The 21,955-nt window shown below is 71.1% G+C and carries 15 protein-coding genes; 5 read left to right on the top strand and 10 right to left on the bottom strand.

What is annotated here, in order from left to right; all coding sequences use genetic code 11:
• The first annotated feature begins 19 nt into the window (after positions 1-19).
• From WMF34_RS16435 to WMF34_RS16420, 4 genes are all read left to right on the top strand, one after another.
• Positions 20-1,072 (top strand): RluA family pseudouridine synthase, encoded by a 1,053-nt coding sequence (locus tag WMF34_RS16435; protein ID WP_012235790.1) that lies wholly within the window; start codon positions 20-22, stop codon positions 1,070-1,072.
• A 193-nt stretch (positions 1,073-1,265) separates the two neighbouring features.
• Positions 1,266-2,204: a hypothetical protein gene (locus WMF34_RS16430; protein ID WP_157906708.1), complete on the top strand. Its 939-nt coding sequence runs from the start codon at positions 1,266-1,268 to the stop codon at positions 2,202-2,204.
• A 111-nt stretch (positions 2,205-2,315) separates the two neighbouring features.
• On the top strand, positions 2,316-4,265 hold the full coding sequence (locus WMF34_RS16425) for a molybdopterin-dependent oxidoreductase (RefSeq protein WP_437993849.1): 1,950 nt from the start codon (positions 2,316-2,318) through the stop codon (positions 4,263-4,265).
• Positions 4,266-4,380: 115 nt separating this feature from the next.
• Complete coding sequence (locus WMF34_RS16420) at positions 4,381-6,309, top strand: hypothetical protein (protein ID WP_437993848.1); 1,929 nt, start codon at positions 4,381-4,383, stop codon at positions 6,307-6,309.
• 112 nt (positions 6,310-6,421) lie between these two features.
• On the opposite strand, the gene WMF34_RS16415 is transcribed toward WMF34_RS16420, so the two are convergent.
• Complete coding sequence (locus WMF34_RS16415; protein WP_437993847.1) at positions 6,422-7,987, bottom strand: hypothetical protein; 1,566 nt, start codon at positions 7,985-7,987, stop codon at positions 6,422-6,424.
• A gap of 237 nt (positions 7,988-8,224) precedes the next feature.
• Between WMF34_RS16415 and WMF34_RS16410 the strand changes: the two genes are divergently transcribed.
• On the top strand, positions 8,225-8,731 hold the full coding sequence (locus WMF34_RS16410; protein ID WP_437993846.1) for a DUF4112 domain-containing protein: 507 nt from the start codon (positions 8,225-8,227) through the stop codon (positions 8,729-8,731).
• Between the two features lie 145 nt (positions 8,732-8,876).
• Here the strand turns inward: WMF34_RS16410 and WMF34_RS16405 are convergent, their stop codons facing one another.
• The 9 genes from WMF34_RS16405 to tig form a co-directional block, all read right to left on the bottom strand.
• On the bottom strand, positions 8,877-10,217 hold the full coding sequence (locus tag WMF34_RS16405; protein WP_012236791.1) for an IS4 family transposase: 1,341 nt from the start codon (positions 10,215-10,217) through the stop codon (positions 8,877-8,879).
• Between the two features lie 166 nt (positions 10,218-10,383).
• Positions 10,384-11,088, bottom strand: coding sequence for a Bax inhibitor-1/YccA family protein (locus WMF34_RS16400; RefSeq protein WP_044965045.1), 705 nt, complete (start codon positions 11,086-11,088; stop codon positions 10,384-10,386).
• A gap of 273 nt (positions 11,089-11,361) precedes the next feature.
• On the bottom strand, positions 11,362-11,706 hold the full coding sequence (locus WMF34_RS16395; protein WP_157906707.1) for a hypothetical protein: 345 nt from the start codon (positions 11,704-11,706) through the stop codon (positions 11,362-11,364).
• A gap of 214 nt (positions 11,707-11,920) precedes the next feature.
• Positions 11,921-13,354 (bottom strand): ParA family protein, encoded by a 1,434-nt coding sequence (locus WMF34_RS16390; protein WP_437993845.1) that lies wholly within the window; start codon positions 13,352-13,354, stop codon positions 11,921-11,923.
• A gap of 189 nt (positions 13,355-13,543) precedes the next feature.
• Positions 13,544-15,112 carry a bifunctional phosphoribosylaminoimidazolecarboxamide formyltransferase/IMP cyclohydrolase gene (purH, locus tag WMF34_RS16385; protein WP_437993844.1) on the bottom strand — a complete coding sequence of 523 codons (1,569 nt, stop codon included), beginning with the start codon at positions 15,110-15,112 and terminating at the stop codon, positions 13,544-13,546.
• A 47-nt stretch (positions 15,113-15,159) separates the two neighbouring features.
• Complete coding sequence (gene lon, locus WMF34_RS16380) at positions 15,160-17,652, bottom strand: endopeptidase La (RefSeq protein ID WP_012235780.1); 2,493 nt, start codon at positions 17,650-17,652, stop codon at positions 15,160-15,162.
• 211 nt (positions 17,653-17,863) lie between these two features.
• On the bottom strand, positions 17,864-19,120 hold the full coding sequence (gene clpX / locus WMF34_RS16375; RefSeq protein WP_012235779.1) for an ATP-dependent Clp protease ATP-binding subunit ClpX: 1,257 nt from the start codon (positions 19,118-19,120) through the stop codon (positions 17,864-17,866).
• Positions 19,121-19,602: 482 nt separating this feature from the next.
• Positions 19,603-20,247, bottom strand: coding sequence for an ATP-dependent Clp protease proteolytic subunit (locus WMF34_RS16370; RefSeq protein WP_012235778.1), 645 nt, complete (start codon positions 20,245-20,247; stop codon positions 19,603-19,605).
• A 297-nt stretch (positions 20,248-20,544) separates the two neighbouring features.
• Positions 20,545-21,813 (bottom strand): trigger factor, encoded by a 1,269-nt coding sequence (gene tig / locus WMF34_RS16365; protein ID WP_012235777.1) that lies wholly within the window; start codon positions 21,811-21,813, stop codon positions 20,545-20,547.
• Between the last annotated feature and the right edge of the window lie 142 nt (positions 21,814-21,955).

Here is a 21,955-nt window from a genome sequence, read left to right as displayed (position 1 = left end):
GCGAAGGCCGGCTCGACCCATGACCAGGATCAGCGCGCGAGAGCTCGCCGGCACGAGCGGCCCATTCGGCCGCGGCACGCCGGTGGTGCGCCCCGCGGAGGTGCCGGAGGGGTCGGTCGTCACCGTGCTGCGCGTGCCGCCCGAGTCGGCCGGCATGCGGCTCGACCGGTTCGTGCAGACCCAGCTCAAGCGGACGAGCCGCACGCGCGCCGCCGAGATCGTCGCCCGCGGCGCCTACTCGCCCGAGGCGCGGCGCCTGCGCGGCAGCGATCGCGTCCGGCCGGAGCAGTGCATCCTCCTCTGGCGCGAGCCGTGGGACGAGCAGGCGCCCGACACCCCGATCCCGGTCCTCCACGAGGACGACGCGCTGCTCGCCATCGACAAGCCGGCGGGCCTGCCGGTGCACCCCACGGCGCGGTACCACAAGAGCACCGTGATCAAGATGATGGAGGCCGCGCGCCCCGGCGAGCGGCTGTTCCTGGCCCACCGGCTCGACCGGGAGACGAGCGGCGTGCTGCTGCTCTGCCGCACGCCCGAGGCCGACCGGACCGTGAAGGCGCAGTTCGAGGAGCGCACCGGCGTCGTCAAGCGCTACGCCGCGATCGCCTGGGGCTGGCCCGAGCGCGATACGTTCCGGGTCGAGCTGCCGCTCGAGCTCGACGACGCGAGCCGCTACAAGGTCAAGATGCGGGTCGCGCCGCCGGGCCGCGGCCTCGCGTCGGCCACCGCGTGCGAGGTGCTGGGCCGCCGCGCCGATCCCCTCACCGGCCGGCGCTACGCGCTCGTCCGCTGCACGCTCGAGACCGGCCGGCAGCACCAGATCCGGGTCCACCTCGCGGCGAGCGGCCTCCCGCTCGTCGGCGACAAGCTCTACGGCCCGGACGAGGGCATGTTCGCGCGCGGCGCCGACGGCGTGCTCACCGACGACGACCGCCGCGCGCTCGAGCTCGACCGTCACGCCCTCCACGCCGCGCTCCTTGAGCTCACGCACCCGATGACAGGCGAACGCGTGCGCATCGAGGCGCCGCTCTCGGACGATCTGCGCACCTTCTGGGACGCGCTCGACGCGTGATCCACGCGGAAGGCGGAGGATCCATCGCGGGCCACCCCTCCGCTCGTGTGTGTGCGGGGTGACGCTTGCGGGACGCGATGACACCGGTGGGCGAGGCGGCGCCTGCGGCGCGCCATGGACGCTGCAGACCGGAGCCCCGCGCGAGCGCCTGCGGATCTTGTGCCGAAGTGCCGACTTACGTACGATGGCCGAGATGACGCGTGCGCGAGACGACCTCGAGGCGCTGCGGGATCCAGCGCTCCGGTCCACACCGCTCGAGGCCGAGAGCACCGCCCAGAGCACGACATCCGGGCCGGCGCCTGGTCCGGGAGAGACGATGCAGGACGCGGCGGCGCCCTCTCCGGGAGCGCCTGCCGGCGCCGGAGAGCCGCGGCAGGGGGGCCCGGAGCGGGCCGCAGCGACCTCGTCGGCCGGCGCCGCGCCGCTGCAGGCCGACCCGCGGGCCCGGGGCGACGAGAGCCTGGATCGGGAGCGCTACGAGCGGTACGCGATGCCGGCGAGCGACCTGCCCGCGGCCAACGTGCAGGCCTTTCGCGGCGACGCGAGCGGGGTGCTCGCGATCGTCCGGCGCGCCGTGCAGTCCGTCACGCGCGATCCGGCGCGCCACCGGCGGCGGCTGCCGAAGTCCCGCTTCGACGCGATCCGCAGCTTGCCGGAGCTCGCGATGGCGCTCGACTACGCGGTGACGCGCATGCAGCCCGAGATCGCGCCGCCGCCCGAGATCGTCGAGAAGCTCGATCTGCTGTACGGGGCGCTGCGCCCGACGCTCGCCACGGCCGAGGTGTACTTCCCGCGCAGCATCGTCCCGGAGACCTTCGGCATCGTCCGGCGCGCGCTCGTCGCCGGCGATCCCGCGAGCGCGACGGCCACCATCACCAACCTCATCCTGGACCGGTGGAGCCACGTGCAGAGCCGGATCCCGATCACGAGGGAGGAGCTGACGCAGCTGAACAGCACCGCGAAGTGGCTGCTCAGCAACACGCGCCCGCCGGAGCGGCTCGACTCGAGGGACATCCGCGATCGGCTGTGGTCGCTCCTGCGCGAGCGCTACGAGCAGCTGCGGGCGATCGCCCAGGAGGTCTCGGGCGACGACTCGCGGGAGTACGCGCCCGAGCGGCTCGCGGCCGATTGATCCGGCGCGCGGAGCCGCCCCGGCGCGGCGTGGAAGCCCGACCAGGTCCGGACGGACCTCCGGGGGGCGGGGCGGGTGTACCGCCCCGCGGGCTCGATCTACGCTGCCGCCATGCAGGAGCTCCGCAAGACGACCTGTAACCGCGACTGCCCCGACGCCTGCAGCATCGTGGCCACCGTGGAGGACGGCCGCGTCGTGCGCCTCGGCGGCGATCCGGACCACCCGATCACGCGGGGCTTCCTCTGCTACCGCACGTCGCGCTTCCTGGAGACCCAGTACTCGCCCGAGCGGCTGACGACGCCGCTGCTCCGCAAGGGCGGCGAGCTCACGCCCGTCTCCTGGGAGGAAGCGCTCGACACAGCGGCCGAGCAGCTCCTCACGATCCGGCGCGAGTCGGGCCCGGCCGCGATCTTCCATTACCGGAGCGGCGGCTCGCTCGGGATGCTCACGGGCATCGCCGACGCGTTCTTCGCGCGGTTCGGGCCGGTCACGGTCAAGCGCGGCGACATCTGCTCCGGCGCGGGCGACGCCGCGCAGCTCGCCGATTTCGGGGAGGAGGACAGCCATGACCTCGCCGATCTGCTCAATGCCCGGCACATCCTCCTCTGGGGCAAGAACGTCTTCACCTCGAGCCCTCACACGCTCCCGGTGCTGCGCGAGGCGAAGGCGCGCGGCGCCGAGCTCGTGCTCATCGATCCGGTGCACCACAGGACGGCATCGCTCTGCGGGGCGTTCTACCAGCCGCGCCCCGGCGGCGACTTCGCGCTCGCGATGGCCGTCGCGCGCGTGCTCTTCGACGAGAGGTGGGCCGATCCGCGCGCCGCGGACTACTGCGATCACCTCGACGCCTTCCGCGCGCTCGCGCGCCGGAGCTCGGTCGCCGCGTGGTGCCGCGACGCCGACGTGCCCGAGCGCGCGGCCCTGGACCTCGCGCGCCGCCTCGCCGAGCGGCCCGCGGCGATCCTCGTGGGCTGGGGCATGGGCCGGCGCACCACGGGCGGCGCGATCGTGCGCGCCCTCGACGCGCTGGGTGCGGTGAGCGGGAACCTCGGCATCCCGGGCGGCGGCGTCTCGTTCTATTTCAAGCGGCGCCGCGCGTTCGATCTCTCGCCGTTCGAGGGCGAGCGCCCGGCGCCCCGCACCGTCTGCGAGCCCCTGCTCGGGCGCGAGGTGCTCGAGATGAGCGACCCGCCGATCCGCGCCGTCTGGGTGACTGCAGGCAACCCGGTCGCCATGCTGCCCGCGTCCGACACCGTCGCGGAGGCGCTCCGGACGCGTGAGCTCGTCGTCGTGGTCGACTCCTTCCTCACGGACACGGCGCGGGTCGCCCACCTCGTGCTGCCCACGACGACGCTCCTCGAGGCGGACGACGTGGTCGGCGCCTACGGCCACCATTACCTCGGCGTCGCCACGCCCGTGGTCCCGCCCCCTGCGGGGGTGAAGAGCGATCTCGAGATCATGCAGGCGCTCGCGCGGCGCGTGGGCCTCGGCGGCGCGCTCGACGGCAGCGCCCGCGACTGGAAGCGGCGGGTCACCGAGCCCAGGCTCGCGCCGCTCGGCGTCACGCTCGAGACGCTGGAGCGCGGGCCGGTGCGCAACCCGCTGGCGCCGAAGGTGCTGTTCGAGGACCGCAAGTTCCCGACCCCGAGCGGCCGGGTCAACCTCATCACCGAAGCGCCCGAGGAGCGCGTGGATCCCGACGCGAGCGAGTTCCCGCTGCTGCTCATGGCGCTCTCCACCGAGAAGTCCCAGTCGTCGCAGTGGGCGCGACCCCAGCACGGTCCGGCCGTCGTCACGGTCCACCCGGACGCGGCCGGCGGCGTGCCCGACGGCGGCGCCTGCCGGATCACGTCGCGCGTCGGCGCCATGACGGCGCTGCTCCGCCACGATCCTGCCCAGCGCCGCGACGTCGCGCTCCTCCCGAAGGGAGGCCACCTCCGGGACGGCCGCTGCGCCAACGCGCTGATCACCGCGCGCACCACCGACATCGGCGAGGGCGGCGCGCTCTACGAGGAGCGGGTGCGCGTCGAGCCGATCGACCCGCCGGCGCCCCTGCCCTAGCCCGCGGCGCGCCGCGGACGCGCTCCGGGCGCGACGGAGCTCCCGCTCCGGTCGGCCAGGCCGCGCCCGCGAGATCCCCTGGCCCGCGCGGCCGGCGGTCTCTTACGCTCGCGGGATGGCGAGAGAGCTGCCTGCAAGGTTCGGGATCACACCGCACGCGGCGCGCCGCCTCGCGAACCGGCAGATCGCGATCGGCGGGGCGATGGCGCTGGTGGGCGCGGGAGTGAGCGCGGCGGGGATCGGCAGCGTCGCGGCCGGGGTGCCGTTCGGGATGGCCGGCGCGCTCTTGATCGCGATCGGGCTACGCGCCCGATCGATCGGCGTCGCCGTGCAGGTCGTCAACAAGGCGTACAACCTCGCGGCGTCCGGCCAGCGCGAGGACGCCGCCGAGCTGCTCGACTACGCGGAAGCGACGTGCCGCTCGCGCTACGTCCTGCGCGTCATCGACGTCCAGCGCGCGCTCGCCGCCATGCAGCGCGGCGATCTCGCGGGCGCGCTCGCCCGCGCCGACGCGGCGGTGACCCGCCGCACCGACCCGCTCTCCTTTCACCTGGAGCACGCGACGATCGCCGCGGCGCGCTCGCTGAGGGCCCTGCTCCGCGCCTCGACGAGCGATCGCGACGGCGCCGCGGCGGACATCGAGTTCGTACGGACGAGCGCCCTGGCGTCGCCCGAGGTGCTCGCCCGCGCGGAGCTCGCGGCCGCGGTGCTCCTGGAGCGCTCGGGCGACAGGGAGGCGCTGCGGGCGCACCTGCTCCGCGAGCGGGGCCTCCTCGTCGAGCACACGCGCCCGCGCGAGCGCGCCCTCGTCCGCGCCTACCAGCGCATGCTGAAGGCGAAGGCGAGCTCGGTCTACCGCACCGGCGCGAAGCGGGAGCCGGAGGCCGGAGGCGAGCTCTCGGCGGCGGACTGGGCGGCGCGCATCTCGCCCGACGCGGCGCCGTTCATGCGCGCCCCCGCGATGGCGGCGGGCGGTGTCGAGGAGCTGTCGCGCGCGGAGGTGGACCGCGCGGACGCCTCCGCGCGCGCCGCGGCGGAGGGGCGCGCGGGGAGCAACCGCCAGCCGGTGACGAAGGCGGCGCGCCGCGTGCTGCTCCTGTGGGTGGCCCTGGTGATGCTGTTCCTGGGGGTGTGGCAGCTCTTGAGCTCCGATCGGGCGCCGCCGGTGGCGCCCGAGGTCGAGCGCCTGCCAGCGGAGCCGATCTTCGGACCGCTCTCCATCGTCCTGGCGTTGCCGATCATCTTCATCGTGATGCTCGTCGGGGCCGTGCTCGTGAACATGGCGCGCGCGCGCAAGCTCTCGCAGCGCTTCATGGCCGCCCAGGTCGCCGTGGCGAAGGGCGAGGAGCAGCGGGGGAAGGGTGAGCTCGAGGCCCTCACGCGGAGCATGGTGCCCGCGGCCGCGGCGCAGGCGCACCTCGCGCTCGCCGAGCTCTCGGAGCGGCAAGGGGAGCTGCCGGCGGCGCTCGCGGCGTGCGAGGCGGGGCTCGCGCGGCTGGGCACCGCGGCGGCGCGCGCGATGGCGGCGGACATCCTGCTGCCTGCGCTCCTGGCCGAGCGCGCGTTCCTGTTCGCGGCGATGGACCGGCGCGCCGACGCGCGCGCCGAGATGGCGCTGCTCGCGGAGCGGTACGCGTCGTACCCGTTCCTGGAGAGGGCCAGGATGCGGGTGGCGCTCGCGCTGCGCGCGCGCGAGGGCGACATCGCCGGGGCCGCGCGCATCACCGAGCGGGACGCGGACCTGCCGCTGAACGCGCGCGACGAGCTGCTCGCCGACGTGTGCCGCGCGGCGGCGAGCCCGGGCGCCGCTGGCGCTGGCGAGGTCGAGCGGCTCCGCGAGGAGCTCCGGCTCGACGCCGCGAGCCGGCGCTGGCTCTCGGCGGTCGCGCCGGCGGCGCTCGCGGCGTTCGAGCGCCTGAGGGAGCAAGGCGACGCGGAGGCGCTCGCCGGGGCCGAGGCCCTCGCGGAGACGGAAGCGCTCGCGGAGGCCGAGGCCCTCGCGGAGCGCGCCGGGGTGCGCCCGCCGGACGCCGGGGCGGCCTGAGCGCCGCCGCGCCCCCCGAGCGGACCAGGCTTCACGCGCAGCTGCGGGCGCAGCTCCTCGCGCCGGACGCACGCGGCGCCCGATCGATCATCCGCGGCGCGCGCGTCGCCGCTCAGTCTTCTCGCGCAGGCGCCCGCATCGGCTCCCTCGGCCTGGTCCGCTCGGGGGGCGCGGCGGCCGAGCCCTCCACGGCGTCGCCGATCTCGCGCGCCACGTCCTCCACGGTGCGCAGGCTGATCCTCCCGGCGAGCACCAGGGTCGCGCCGATCTCGCTGCAGTCGATGGGATCCAGCCGCACGGGCGACGCGAACGCGTTGACGGCCGCCATCTGCCCGGCGGCGTAATCGAGTCGCGCGCCGAACACGAGGTCGCCGTACCGGGTATAGGAGACCAACCCGAGCGACGCGTGGGCGCCGCTCATCCGCTCGAAGAAGAGCTTCGACTCGGCGGACATGGGGCCTCGCAGGCTCGACAGCGCGTTGAAATCGGAGGCGACGCCGCCCACGAGGCTGAGGTCGCGCGTGAGGAACACCTCGGCGCCGAGCCCGACGTTGACGATGGGCGCCGCCGCCTCGACGATGTCGAGGCGGCCCCGCGCCCGGCTCGTCACTGCGCCCCCCGCGATCGCGATCTCCTCGCGATCGGCGGTGATCCGCGCGAACTCGCGCTGGCCCATGTAGAAGAATCCGTCGAGCTCCAGCCGCAGCCTGCTCCACTCCGCGCTCGCGCCGACCGCGACGCGGGCTGGGGAGGGGGCCACGAACTCCCCTTCACCGGCCCAGTAGCGCGCCGCCGCCGTCCCGTCGGCGCGCGTGTCGACGTAGCTCGCGTCCAGGGAGTCGACGGCATGAACGCTGGGCGTCCGCAGGCTGATCCCGGCCGAGAACACCCGGTTCAGCCGGTACGTCACGCCGAGGTGCGCCAGGAGGTCCCATGAATCGCCCGAAAGCGCGGCCTGGTAGGTAGCGCTGCTCGCCGAGCCCGCGCTGGTGTCCTCCACGACGCTGGCGACGCCGAGCGAGCTCGTGTAGCGGGTGCGCACGAGCGAGAGCGAGGCGCCCACGGCGAGGCGCGAGGTGGCGCTGTAGCTCCACGAAGGGCCGGCGCTGAAGCGACCCCACGCGTAGCGGAGCGTCTGCGCCTGGCTCACGCGCCGCGAGGCGGACTCCCCCGAGAATCGCAGCGCGTCGAACCCGAACTCGTTCTCCTCCGTCTTGCCGAGGCAGGCGGCGACGACTTGGCGGCCGACCGGCACCCGCGTCGACTCCGCGCCTCGTGCGCCGCTCTTCCAGTTGAAGAAATAGCATGTCGCGTCGGGGAGGCTGTCCAGCCCATGATCGCTCACCGACGTGCGATCGAGCCGGAGATCGCCGTAGAGGCCGGGGTCGACCGGCCCTGGCTGGTGCCACCGTTGCAGTGTGCGGTGCGCGTAGCGGAAGAACGCCGACGAGAACGCGATGTTCCGGTCCTCGATGCGGACGATCGTGGCTGGGTTCAGGAAGGGCGCGGCGCCGTCGACGCCCAGCACGACCCCCGTGCCCCCCAGGAGCGCCGATCGCCCGCCGAGCAGCGCGGATTCGTACCTTCCCTGCGCGCGTGCCGCGCCTCCGCCGAGCGTCCCGAGCAGCGCGCTGGCGAGGCCGAGCAGCGCTCGGCGCGCTCCAGAGCTGCGAACCATGGCGCGCGGGCTCGGCATGGCAGGCGCCAGCATGGATCACAGCGCCGTCGCCGCAATGGCGGCAGCGCCCGCCCGCCCACGGCCACCTCCTGAGGCCGCGTGCTCCTGCCCGATCCTCGCCCGCCGCGCCGCGTGTCCCTGCGACGCCGCCCCGCGGTCTCTCTTGAGTCGCCGCTGGAGGGGGCGAGAAGTAAACTGCGAGGGATGTCTGATCCGCTTCGCAGAGATGGGTCCGCCATGCCCGTGCCGCCCCTCGCCCCGCTGAAGGCGGTTGATCTCGAGGACGACCGGCTAAAACGCTTGAACGCCCTCGGGCATTTTCTGGACAACTCCATCCGAATCCCTGGAGTCGGCTACCGGGTCGGTTATGACGCCGTGATCGGGTTGATCCCTGGGGTCGGCGATCTCATCGGTTTCGCGCTCTCGATTTACATCGTGCTCGCGGCGACGCGTTACCGTCTCCCCGCCTCCGCGGTGCTGCGCATGGTGCTCAACGTGGGCCTCGAGACGCTGCTCGGCACGGTCCCACTCGTAGGCGATCTCTTCGATGCGACCTACAAGGCGAACGCGCGCAACCTCGACCTGCTGCGCGCCCACCTCGCAGCGCGAACGCAGGGCGGCGCGCCGCCCTCCAATCTTCGCTTCTACGCCGGCCTGTTCCTGGCGCTGGCAGGCATCCTCGCCCTCGCAGCTCTCATGCTCTTCTCGCTCACGAGAGCGCTACAAGCCCTCTTCAGCTCCTGACGCCCCCTCTCCTCACTTCTCCGCAACGGCCCCCCGCCCGATTCCTTCTCCGCAACGGCCCCTGCCCGAGCAGGGTGCACCCGCACAGGAGACGGGCCCAGATCGGCGTTTTCGGCGCGCAGGCGTACTCTCGTCTCAGGATTGATCATATTTTCCCCACCTCCCTCGCGGCGCTCCAGCCCTGGACGAGGGTGAGCAGCTGCTCGTAGCCACGGCCCAAGGTCTGCCAGCCGGGCTCGCCGTTTCGCCGGAGGTGTCCGCCGAGCCCGGCGATCGCCAGGAAGGCATCGCGGGCCGTGGCGTTCTCGGGCAGGGGCTTGCGCGCGAAGACCCGCAGCACCTCGAGCTGGGTGGGCGTGAGCACGGCGGTCGCGGGCTGCTCCGGAGCGCGCCGAGCCTCGCTGCGCAGCAGCAATAGCTGCCAGGCGATGGGCGCGAAGAGCGCCAGCACGTTGCGCAGGCCGTGCAGGTCCTCGATCTGGCGCTTCTCGTAGGCGCATCCGGTCTTCAGGGCCTTGAAGAACTCCTCCACCATCCAGCGCGCCCGGTACCAGTCGACCAGCTGCGTCAGCTGCTCGACGGACTCGACCGGCTCGCTCGTGAGCAGCACCCACTCGACCGGCGCTTCGCCCGGCGGCGGCTCGATCTCCCAGACGCGTACGACCCGCAACGAGAGCGTCGCAGGCAGCTCGCGCGGCTGGGATCTCGGTCGCCGCAGGGTCACGCGCGTGCTTCCAAGGGCGAGCTTGGCCAAGCGTCCTGCGCGCGGAGGATGCAGCCGTTTCTGTTGAGGGCTGCGATTGCCCGCCGGCCGCGGCGAAAGCTCTACCTCGCGCACGGCCACCGCTTGAACATGCGCGAGCGCCTGCTCGAGCTTGGCCTCCGCTCCGAGGGCGTCAGCCTCGACGAGGCGATTGTGCGCGAGCCGAATCACGAACCGATGCCCTGCGCTCAAAAGCTGCGCGAACAGGCCGTAGTCGTCGCCTTCGCGGTCCATGACGTGCACCACATCGTGCGGCGCAGCGCCCAAGACCGCGACTCGCTCCACCTGCTCTCCCCAGCGGTCGTGCTCGTTGTCCGTCGTGCCGTCGTCGCGCACGTGCGTGCTCAGATCGAGCACGCCGAGCGGGCGGCGCGTTCCATCGCCGCTGACCGCCAGCGTGAAGTGGGCGAAGAACGTCTGCCCCGAGGAGCGCAGCCGTCCGAGCCCCTGCCGCTGGCCGTCCGAGCGGAAGGAAAGGGTCGTGGTGTCATGGATGGCGAGCACGACCGGCTCGGCCTCCATGCGCGCGAGGGTGGCGCGCACATGCGGAGCCAGAATCGCCGCGGGCGTGACGGCGTCGTTGCCGAAGAAACGGTACGCCGCCTCCAGCTCGCTGTCGGACAAGAGCGAGGGGAAGCTCTTGTCCGGCGCCTGCGCCAGCTTCTGCACCAGCTTGGTCTGGCGCTTCGAAAGCCGCGCATCGCCGAAGTGCGCGTCGCTCATCTCCTCGGCGAGTGCCGCTGCGTGCTCTGCTGCAGGTGAACCCATCCGCAGCTTTGATCACGTCGCCCAGCACACATCAAGCGAGATGTGTAGGATCTTGAGACTCTCGTACGCCGAGCACCGAAAACGCCGAGGTGGGCCCGTATCCGAAGCGGGTGCGCCCTGCTCAGTTGCGGGAGCTGATGAAGAGGCGGAGCACGTGCCAGAACAGCATGGCGACCGACGCGAAGAGCTCGAGCGCGGCGCCGACGTACCGGTCCTCGGGGAAGTGGTGCAGGATGTTCGACGTGTCGTACAGGATGGCGGCCCCAGCGAACGCGACCATGGCGACGCTGAAGAAGGTGCCGAGCTGGAAGCCGAACAGCACGCCTGCCGCGATGAGGACGAGCGCGCAGATGGCGCCCCAGCGCAGGAGCGCCCCAAGGAACGAGAAATCCTTGCGGGTCACGAACGCGATCGCGGTGAGCCCGGCGAAGCCGGCCATCGTGGCGAGCCCAGCGCTCTGGATCGCGCCAGGAGCGACCATGTCCGCGATGTAAAGGAGCGGCACGAAGACGATCGCCTGGGCGAGCACGAAACCGCCGAGCGCGGCGTACTGCGCCGGCTTCGATACCGACGTGTGCGCCGCGCGGCTGGCCAGCCAGCTCACGAGCATGAACGCCCCGAGAACCAGCAGCCAGCTCGTGCCCATCATCGCCCTGGCGATGACCGAGGCGACGCCGGTCTTGAACAGCGCGACCTCGATCGCAGCGAAGAGGACGATCGCACCGAACAGGTGGTTGTACGTCCGCACGATGAAGCGCTCGCGCGACTCGGCACCGGCGCGGAGCACCGACGAGCGTGTCCCGTATCCTACGTAGTTCTGGTCCATGTTCCCTCTCTGGTAGGCCTCGACTCTAGCACGTGAAGCACGCCGCATGCCCGCGGCGAGGCGGCCGGGGGACGAAGCGCGGCGCCACGACGCCGCGAGCGCCGGCGTGTGAACGGGCCCTCCGCCGCTCGCCGGCTCCCGGGAAAGCCGGCCGCCCGCAGGTGCCCCACGGCACTGCGCAGGGCCACCTGGAGCCCGCGGCGCCCGCCGCACGATGACGGAAATGCGGACGTCGCGCCCTGCGTCCTGTCGAAGTCTCCCTGGAAGAAGGGGTTAAATCCCCTTCGGGATCTTGTCGAGGTCCACCTGGGAGAGCGCATGCCGGATCAGCGCGCTCCTGTTGGCCTTGGTCATCCCGCGCGCCTTGAGCGAGCTGACCATCTCGTCCAGCCGCTCGAGATCCTCGGTGTACATCGAGATACAGATGACCTTGTAGTGCTGCGGTCTCTCCGGCGCCGGCGCAGCACCCGGCTCGGATGCGGCGCCGCTCGTCCGGGCCTTCGCGCGCACGCGAGGCGCTTCCGTGGACGTATAGAACGCCCCGGACAAAACACCTTCCACTTCGTCGCGATCGAGCAGCGCCCGCGCGGCGCCCCCGAGATCGCCTTCGCTTTTCATTGCTTCCTCCAGCTCCCCTGCCCGGTCGAGGCTCCGCGACTGCGGGCCCTTCATTCAGCGAACCCCCGCGTCCGCGGGTCCTTCACCCAGCGGGACCCCGCGTCCGCGGGTCCCTTCACCCAGCGGGACCCCGCGTCCGCGGGTCCCTTCATCCAGCGGGACCCCGCGTCCGCGGGTCCCTTCATCCAGCGGGACCCCGCGTCCGCGGGTCCCTTCACGCCCCCGCCGCCGCAGCGCCCGGCCGCTCGGTGGCCGCGTCCCCCCGGTCGACGCTCCACGCTGCCCCGTCGCGCGCCGCCCCTGCCTCGGGGCCCGCCGTGCCGCGCTCGCGGCTCTCGATGATGCGATCGACCACCGCCAGGTAGTCGTCCGCGGCAGGGGTTCCCGACGCGTACTCGAAGATCGTCTGCCCTTGCGCGGGCGCCTCCTTGACCTTGATCGCCTGCCGGATCGGCGCGAGGCAGCGCTCCCCGAAGTGCTGCTTCATCGTGCTCACCGCCTCGCGCGCGATCTTCGCGCGGCCGTCGTAGAAGGTCGGCAGCACGCCCCAGATCTGCACCGGGTGATGCAGCAGCGCGTTCACGTTCTTCACCGTCTTGATGACCTGCCGGACGCCGACGAGCGACAGATAGTCACACGCGACCGGGACGAGCACGCTGTCGGCGAACACCAGCGCGTTCTGGTTCATCAACGACAGGCTCGGCGAGCAGTCGAGCACCACGTAATCGTACTCGGCCGCCGCGGCGGAGAGGCGATCCGAGAGCACGCGGTCGCGGTTCTGGCGCCCTGCCAGGTAGAGCTCTGCCGCGGCGAGCGTCTCGTTGGACGGCAGGAGATCCAGGTTCGGTCGCACCGTCTTGGTCGCGTCCGCGACCCGGAGCCCCATCACGAGCACGTGATAGAGCGACCGCTCCGCGCCCGCGCCGAGCGAGACAGAGACGTTCCCCTGCGCGTCGGTGTCGACGAGGAGCACCCGCTTGTCGCGCGCCGCGAGCCCGGCCGCCACGCTCACGGCCGTCGTCGTCTTGCCCGTACCGCCCTTGTGGTTGAACACGGCCAGGCAGCGGGGCACCCCGGCCGGGCGCTGCGGCGGCTGCGCCGGCCGCTTCGCGCCCCCCGCCGGCGACAGGGGCACCGCGACCGCGCCCTGCCCTTTGAGCTCCGCCGGGCGAGCGGCAGACGCGGCCGGCGCAACCCGCCCCGTCGCCTCGCCCTGGGCGCTCGCCCGAGCCGCCGGCGGCGCCGGATCACCTGCCGCCACGGCGGAGCGCGACCCGCCTCCTGCCAGCGGCGCCTCGTCACCGATGGGCGTTGCTCCCTCGGCCGGCGCCGCGGCCGCCGCCGCGATGTCGCCGAGCCGTACCCCCTTCGCCTCACGGACCAGCTGCGTCCGGCACCCCAGCGAGCACGCGTAGTGCCGGCGCCCGGCGACGTAGAGCACCTGGGACACGAGATCCGGCGGAAACCGCTTCGCGCACGCGTCGCACGTGGCGAGCGCGGCGCCGTCCTGCCCGCCGATCTGGCTCTTTTCCAGGCATTTCTGCGAGCAGAAGAAGGAGAAGCCGCCGTCCTTCTCCTCCATCTGGTACCGGAACTGGACCTCGAATCCGGTCCCGCACACGCTGCACGTCTCGCTGATTCCGCCCACAGCTCGCTCCTTCGCGCCGCGCACAGCGCTTTGCCCAGGCGCAGCGTTGACCATCATCACAGTCAAGGCGCAAAGGTCAACTTTTCTGCAAGCGTGACCCGCCCTTCCGGCGCAAGGGCGTGGGAGCGCGCGCATCCCGGGACAGAGGCGCGAGGCGGTTCAGCGGCGGGACCTCGGCGCCAGGCCAGCTCAGTGACGGAAGTGCCGGGCCCCGGTGAACACCATCGCGATCCCCGCCGCGTCGGCCGCGGCGATGACCTCCGCGTCCTTCACGCTGCCTCCTGGCTGCGCGACCGCCGTGATCCCGTGCTCCGCGGCGAGCACCACGTTGTCCGGGAACGGGAAGAACGCGTCCGACGCGAGGACGCTCCCGCGAGCCCGCTCGCCCGCCTTGCTGCAGGCGATGCGCACGCTCTCGACCCGCGACATCTGTCCGGCGCCGATCCCGACCGTCCTCCCCGGAATCGCGAGCACAATCGCGTTGGATTTCACGTGCTTGCAGACGCGCCAGCCGAGATCGAGCGCCTCGATCTCCTCCGCGGTCGGCGCGCGCTTCGTCACGACCCGGCCGCCGCGCACCTCGCCGGCCGCCGAGGCGTCCCGCTCCTGGACCACCAGGCCGCCGCCGACGCGCTTGAACGTCAGCTCCCGGTGATCCGCGGGCAGGAGCGCGCCGGTCGCGAGCAGCCGGAGGTTCTTCTTGGTCCGGAGCACCTCCAGCGCATCGGGCGTATAGGCGGGCGCGACAACGCACTCCAGGAACGTCTCGACGAGCACCTCGGCGGCAGCGCGGTCGACCTCGCGGTTCAGAGCGACGATCCCGCCGAAGGCGCTCACGGCGTCCGCGTCGCGCGCCGTCCGGTAGGCGGCCGCGAGGCTGTCGCCGGTCGCGACGCCGCACGGGTTCGTGTGCTTCACGACGACCGCGGCGGGCTGCGTGAACTCGCGCACCGCCTCGAACGCGGCGTCCACGTCGACGAGGTTGTTGAACGAGAGCTCCTTGCCGCCCGCGCCCAGCGACTCCGCCAGCGCGAGCGACCCCGCGGCCGCGCCCCGCTCACGATAGAAGGCGCCGGACTGGTGCGGGTTCTCGCCGTACCGGAGCGGATAGGCCCGCTCGAGGGCGAGCGTGAGGAAGCGCGGATAGGCCTCGCGCTCCGCGGCGCTCGGCTCACCCTCCTCGGGGAGCGAGGAGAGGTAACCGGACACCATCCCGTCGTAGGCCGCCGTGTGCGCAAACGCCTTGGTGGCGAGCCGGCGGCGGGTGGCGCTCGACACCTCACCTTGCCTGTCGATCTCGGCGAGCACAGCATCGTAGTCGGCCGGATCGACCACCACCGCGACGCGCGCGTGGTTCTTGGCCGCGCTCCGCACCATCGACGGCCCGCCGATATCGATGTTCTCGATGATCTCGGGGTGCGTGACCCCCGGTTTCCTGACGGTCGCCTCGAAGGGATAGAGATTGCACACAACGAGATCGATCGGCGCCCCGCCGAGCCGCGCGAGGTCCTCGTCGTCGATCGCGCCGCGCATCAGGATGCCGCCGTGCACCCGCGGATGGAGCGTCTTCACCCGGCCATCCATGACCTCGGGCGAGCCGGTATAGGCCTCCACCCCGATGACCGGGACGCCGGCGTCCGCGAGCGCCCGCTGCGTCCCCCCGGTCGAGAGGATCTCCACGCCCTTCTCCGCGAGCCGCCTGGCCAGCGGGAGCAATCCCGTCTTGTCGGATACCGAAATCAGTGCGCGTCGAATCATTGCGACGGACAGCTAGTCCGTCTCTGCGGCCGCCGCCAGCCCCGCGCTCACGCGCCGGGCGGCGCGGCCGGCGTCGGCTCGCCCGCCGCGGCCGGCGGCGCCTTGACCGGCGCGGCCTCGGTGACGAGCTCGCCGTCCCGGTACTCCAGGACGCCCTTGGGCGGCCCGAAGATCGCATAGGCGTCCGGCAGGATGAGCGCCTCACGGAGCACGTCGTCGACGTGCTCGACGAGCACGAGCCGCAGCGCCTTCAGCACCCGCCGCGGCACGTCCCGGAGATCTTTCCGGTTCTCCTTCGGCAGGATGACGGTCGCGATGCCGCCGCGGTGGGCCGCGAGCAGCTTCTCCTTGAGCCCGCCGATCGGCATCACGCGCCCGCGCAGGGTGATCTCGCCCGTCATCGCGAGATCCCGCCGGACAGGCACCTTCATGAGCGAGCTGACGAGCGCGGTCACCATCGTGACGCCGGCGCTGGGGCCGTCCTTGCGGACGAAATCGGGGAAGTGAATGTGGACGTCGACCTTCTGATAGACGTCCGCCTCGAGCCCGAGGCGGTCGAGGCGCGAGCGGACATAGCTCATCGCCGCGTGCCCGCTCTCCTCCATCCCCTTCTCGAGCAGCCCGGTGATCACGAGCTTGCCCTTGCCCGGCACCACCGTCGCCTCGGCCGGGAGCAGATCGCCCCCGACGTTGGTCACGGCGAGGCCGTTCACGAGGCCCACCTCATCGCGCTCCTCGCGCCGGCCGAGCCGGTACTTCGGGACGCCGAGGTACTTCGGGATGCTCTTCGCGACGACCTCGATCGGCTTCTCCTTGCCGTCGGACACCACCCGCCTGGCCACCTTGCGGCAGACGCTCGCGATCTCGCGCTCCAGCGAGCGCACGCCGCTCTCCTTCGTGTAGTGGTGGATGATCGTCCGGAGCGCGCCCTCCGTGAAGTCGAGCGACACGTCCTCGAGGCCGCACTCCTTGCGCTGCCGGGGCACGAGGTACTTCACCGCGATGTTCAGCTTCTCGAACTCCGTGTAGCCCGAGAGCTGAATGACCTCCATGCGGTCCTGGAGCGGCACCGGGATGCCAGAGAGCGTGTTCGCCGTCGTGATGAACATCACGTCGGAGAGGTCGTAATCGAGATCCAGGTAGTGGTCGTTGAACGTGTGGTTCTGCTCCGGATCGAGCACCTCGAGCAGCGCAGCCGCCGGATCCCCGCGGAAGTCGGTCGACATCTTGTCGACCTCGTCGAGCAGGAACACGGGGTTGTTCGTCCCGACCTTCTTGAGCGACTGGATCAGCTTGCCGGGCAGCGCGCCGATGTACGTCCGCCGGTGGCCGCGGATCTCCGCCTCGTCGCGCACGCCGCCGAGCGACAGCCTCACGAACTTGCGCCCCGTCGCGCGCGCGATCGACTTCGCCAGGCTCGTCTTGCCGACGCCGGGCGGCCCCACGAAGCAGAGCACCGGGCCCTTGAGCTTCTTCGTGAGCGCCTGGACCGCCAGGTACTCGAGGATCCGCTCCTTGATCTTCTTGAGGCCGTAGTGGTCCTCATCGAGGATCCGCTCGGCCTCGACGAGGTCATAACGCTCCTCGCTCTTGTCGTACCAGGGGAGCTCCAGGATCCAATCGATGTAGTTGCGCACCACGGTCGCCTCGGCGCTCGTGGGGTGCATCATCTTCAGCTTCTTGAGCTCCTTCTTGACCTTCGCGGCGGCCTCCTTGCTCATCCGCTTGGTCTTGAGGGCCTCTTCGATCTCCTGGATCTCGTTCTTGAACTCGTCTCGCTCGCCGCCGCCCAGCTCCTTCTGGATGGCCTGCATCTGCTCGTTGAGATAGTATTCCTTCTGCGTCTTCTCCATCTGCTTCTTGACGCGACTCCGGATCTTCTTCTCCACCTGGAGAATCTCGATCTCGGCCTGCATCAACTCGATGAGACGCTCGAGCCGCTTCTGCGGCTCCTCCATCTCGAGCAGCGCCTGCCGGTCGGTCAGCTTGATGGTCGGCAGGTTGGCGATGATGGTGTCGGCCAGCCGCGAGGCCTCGTCGATGGCCTGCACCGCCATCAGGACCTCGGGCTGGATCTTCTTGTTGAGCTTGACGTACATCTCGAACGTCGACTGGACCGAGCGCATCAGCGCCTCGACCTCGACGCTCGCGACCGAGCTCTCGACGATCTCGTCGTACTCGATCAGGAAGTACGCATCGCTCTGGACATAGCGGCGGATGCGCGCCCGGCGCTTGCCCTCGATGAGGACCTTGACGGTGCCGTCCGGGAGGCGGAGCAGCTGCATGATCGCGCCGACCGATCCGACGCCGAAGATGTCGTCCGGCGTCGGATCGTTCGTCTTGGCGTTGCGCTGCGCGGCGAGGAAGATCTCCTTGCCGCGGTTCATCGCCTCGTCGAGCGCGGCGATGCTGCGCTCGCGCCCGACGAACAGCTGCGAGACCATGTGTGGAAAGACGATGATGTCGCGAAGCGGGAGCAACGGGACGATCCCGCGCTCGGGTGCGTTCTTGCCGCGATCACTGTCGTTCTTGAAGAACATCCGCCGTCTTTCCGGGAGTATCGGGAGGTCGGGGCACCCCCGCCTCGGTTGTCACAAATGCCTTGATCTGATGCTGAACTTCCGCCGGCTCGTCCCGCTGCCCCTCCAGGGACACGCGGCGCCGGCATGCTCGGAGGCGCCTCCGGGGGGTGAGGGCGCACAGCTCGGGCCGCGCCTGCGCCTCGGCCCGCCGCCCCCCGGGGGCGGAGCGCTACGCGAGCTCCGCCTCCTTCGTGTACACGATGAGCGGAGGCTCGTGCTTCACGATCACGTCCTCGCTGACGACGACCTCCTTGATCCCCGTGCGGGACGGGACGTCGTACATGATGTCGAGCATCGCCGACTCGAGGATGGCGCGAAGACCGCGGGCGCCGCTGTTCCTCTCGAGGGCCTGGCGAGCCACCGCCACGAGCGCGCCGCGGGTGAACTTGACCTTCACCCCGTCCATCTCGAAGAGCTTCTGGTACTGCTTGACCAGGCTGTTCTTCGGCTTCGTGAGGATGTCGATGAGCGCCTCCTCGTTCAGCTCATGGAGCGTCGCCACGACCGGCAGGCGCCCGATGAACTCCGGGATGAGCCCGAACTTGAGGAGGTCCTCCGGCTGGACGACGCTGAGCAGGTCGCCCAGCTTGAAGTCCTTCTTCGCCTTGATGTCCGCGCCGAAGCCGAGGGTGTTCTGGCCGATGCGCCGCTGGATGATCTGGTCGAGCCCGACGAACGCGCCGCCGCAGATGAACAGGATGTTCGTCGTGTCGACCTGCAGGAAATCCTGCTGCGGGTGCTTGCGCCCGCCCTTCGGGGGGACATTGGCGATCGTCCCCTCGATGATCTTGAGCAGCGCCTGCTGCACGCCCTCTCCGGAGACGTCGCGGGTGATGCTCGGGTTGTCGCTCTTCCGGCTGATCTTGTCGATCTCGTCGATGTAGACGATGCCGCGCTGCGCGCGCTCGACGTCGTGATCCGCGTTCTGCAGGAGCTGGACGATGATGTTCTCGACGTCCTCGCCGACGTACCCCGCCTCGGTCAGCGTCGTCGCGTCCGCGATGGCGAAGGGGACGTTGATGATCTTGGCGAGCGTCTGCGCGAGGAGGGTCTTGCCGGACCCCGTCGGCCCCAGCAGGAGGATGTTCGACTTGGACAGCTCCACGTCGTCCGAGGAGACCCGGCTGTCGATGCGCTTGTAGTGGTTGTGCACCGCCACAGCGAGGATCTTCTTGGCGCGGTTCTGGCCGACGACGTACTCGTCCAAGGTCGCTTTGATGTCGGCGGGCTTGGGCACCGGGGTCGACCCCGCGTACGGCTCGTCCTTCTCGACCTCCTCCGCGATGATGTCATTGCACAGCCCGATGCACTCATCGCAGATGTACACCGTGGGGCCCGCGATGAGCTTCTTCACCTCTTTCTGCGACTTGCCGCAGAAAGAGCAGCTTAGATTGCCATTCGAGTGATCGTCCCGCCTTCGCTCCACTTCGACCCTCAGTGCGGTCTGCCGACGCTACCGCTTCAATGAGAGGTGGGGTCCCGCCGCGGCGGCGGCCCCTCCAACTTGCGGCGGGAACGGCTTCCACCGTTCCCTGGATTTTCAGCGATGCGCAGCCAAACGCCGCGCTCGGATTCTAGTGCGGTGCCCGTACCGTCGCAAGCTAACGGGGGTGGTCTCCAGCCTGTGGCCGAAGTCAGGGAATCACCCGATGGCGCCCCGCGGTCGACCACAGACGCGGCCGCGCATCGCGTGAAAAGCGCGAAAAGCAGCGGATCGAGCGAGCGCAGCGCGGCGCATGCGGCGCCGAGCCCGCGTGCTCCGCTGCTGCGCGCCCGCGCGCAATGCCCCGCCCGCCACAGCGGCGGGGCGTGACGCGGCATCGCGACGCCGCGACGCGGCGCGGCCCGGGGCAACACCGCGCCGGCCTTCATCCCGAGCATGCCCGCCGGACGCGGCGGCGCGGCCACCTACTTGTTCCGCTTCGGGAAGACCTCGTCGATCAGGCCATACTCCTTGGCCTGCGTCGCGCTCAGGTAGAAGTCGCGCTCGATGTCCTTCGCCAGCTCGTCCCGGTTCTTGCCGGTCGCGTCGACGAGGATGTCGATCAGCGTCTCCTTGATCTTCTTGATCTCGCGCGCCTGGATCTCGATGTCCGTCGCCTGGCCGCGCGCGCCGCCGAGCGGCTGGTGGATCATCATCCGCGCGTGCGGCAGCGCGAAGCGCCGACCCTTGCGGCCGGCGCCGAGCAGCACGGCGCCCATCGACGCGGCCTGGCCGATGCACATCGTCGACACCGGGCAACGCACGTACTGCATCGTGTCGTACATCGCGAGCCCCGACGTCACCACGCCGCCCGGGCTGTTGATGTAGACCTGGATCTCCTTCTCGGGATCCTCGCTCTCCAGGAAGAGGAACTGCGCGATCACGGCGTTCGCGACGAAGTCGTCGATCTCCGTGCCGATGAAGACGATGCGATCCTTGAGGAGACGGCTGAAGATGTTCCACTCCCGCTCGCCGCGGTGGGTCACCTCGGTGACCGTCGGGAGGATGTAGGCCTTCTCGCGTTCGAGAAACTCGATGGCTTGGGTGCGGGTTTCTACTCGTCGGGTCATCCGGTGCTCCGGGGGGTTCGCTGCCGCGCGGCAGGGGCTCTACTCCTGGGCCAGACTGCGTCCGATCGCAAGACCGAACGCGCCCGAGGTTACCGGAAATATCGGCCGCTCGCCGCGCGGCGCACGGAACACGCGGCGCGCCGCGGCCCGCTCGATCCAGCCGCGCGCGCCCGACGTCGATCGAGAGCGCGAGAGGCGCGACCTGGACAAACGGCGCACGCCGGCGCAGCAGAGCTGAGGCGCCGGCGTGCGGTGCAGGAGTCCGGCCATTCCGCGCCGGACCGCTGCTGGGCGGAGCTAGCTCGCGTCGGCGACCTTCGCCGCAGCCTCGATGATGTCGAGGATCTTGTCCTCGAGGATCATCCCGGCGAAGAGCTCGCGCTTCTGCGGCTCGCGGTACTCCGCCTTGATCTTCGCCACGTTCTTGCCGGTCTGCTCGGCGAGCTCCTCGTAGCCCTTCTCGAGGTCGGCCTCGGTGATCCTGACCGCCTTCGCCTTCGCGATCTCGGCCATGACCAGGCCCGCGCGCACCTTCATCTCGGCGTCGAGCCGCACGCGGGCGCGGAACTCCGGCGTCGGATCGACGCGCTGCCCCTGCCTCCGCGCCGTCGCGAGCAGCTCGCGCTCGGCGAGCTGCGCCTGCTGATCGACGAGCGACGGCGGGACCGGGATCGGGTTCGCCTTGCAGAGCTCCACCACGAGCTGCTCGGCGACGGCGTCGCTCGCCCGCTGCGTCAGCTCCTTCTCGAGCTTCTTGCGGAGCGACTCGCGGAGCGCGGACAGGCTCTCGTCGCCGCAGTCCTTCGCGAACTCGTCGTCCACCTCGGGGAAGATGCGCTCCCGCAGATCCTTCAGCGTGATGTGGAAGGTCGCCTGCTTGCCCCGCAGATCCGCGTTGGAGTGCTGCTCGGAGAACGTGACCGGGACGTCCTTCGACTGGCCGGGCGTCATCCCGGCGAGGGCGTCCTCGATCTCCTTGAAGACCTGGCCGCTGCCGAGCTCGGTCTCGATCTCCTGCTCCTTCGTGTCGCGCAGCGCGCCGCCGACCTCGAGGGTGAACGCGATCGTCGCGACATCCCCCTTCGCCGCGGGGCGCTCCGGCTCGGGCGCCTGCAGCGTCGAGTGCTCGCGCCGGAGGGCGGTGATCTCGGCGTCGATCATCTCGTCCGTCGGCGTCGTCGAGGGGCGCTTCACCTCGAAGCCCTCCCACTTCACCTCGGCGATGTCGGGGCGGACCTCGAAGCGGGCCTTGTAGGAGAACGCGTCGTCAGGGCGGAGCTCGGTGGGCGCGATGGCCGGCTGGGACAGGGGCTGCACCTGCTTGTCGGCGAGCGCCTGGTTCAGGGTGGCGTCGACGAGCCGCTGGGCGACATCGGCGTGGATGCGGCCGCCGTAGAGGTGCGCGAGCACCTGGCGCGGCGCCTTGCCAGGCCGGTAGCCCCGGACCCGGGCCGTCCGCTGGAGCGCCGTATAGGCCTTGTCGACCTCGCTCCGGACCCGGTCCGCGGGGACCTCCACCTGAAACTCCATCAGCACGGGAGAAAGCTTTTCGACGTTGACTTGCATGGCGTTTTTTTCGAAGGGCGGCACTCGTGCCACGCGTCGCTGGGGGGGTCAAGACGAGCGACAGGACGCTGCTTTAAAAAAAAGGAGCCCCGGCGGAGAGGCGGCCGCCGGGGCTCGGATCCCGGGAGGGATCGTGCAAGCT

This window comes from Sorangium sp. So ce145 (assembly GCF_051525985.1).
GTDB lineage: Bacteria > Myxococcota_A > Polyangia > Polyangiales > Polyangiaceae > Sorangium > Sorangium cellulosum_B.
This window is presented reverse-complemented; position numbering and strand designations above follow the sequence as displayed.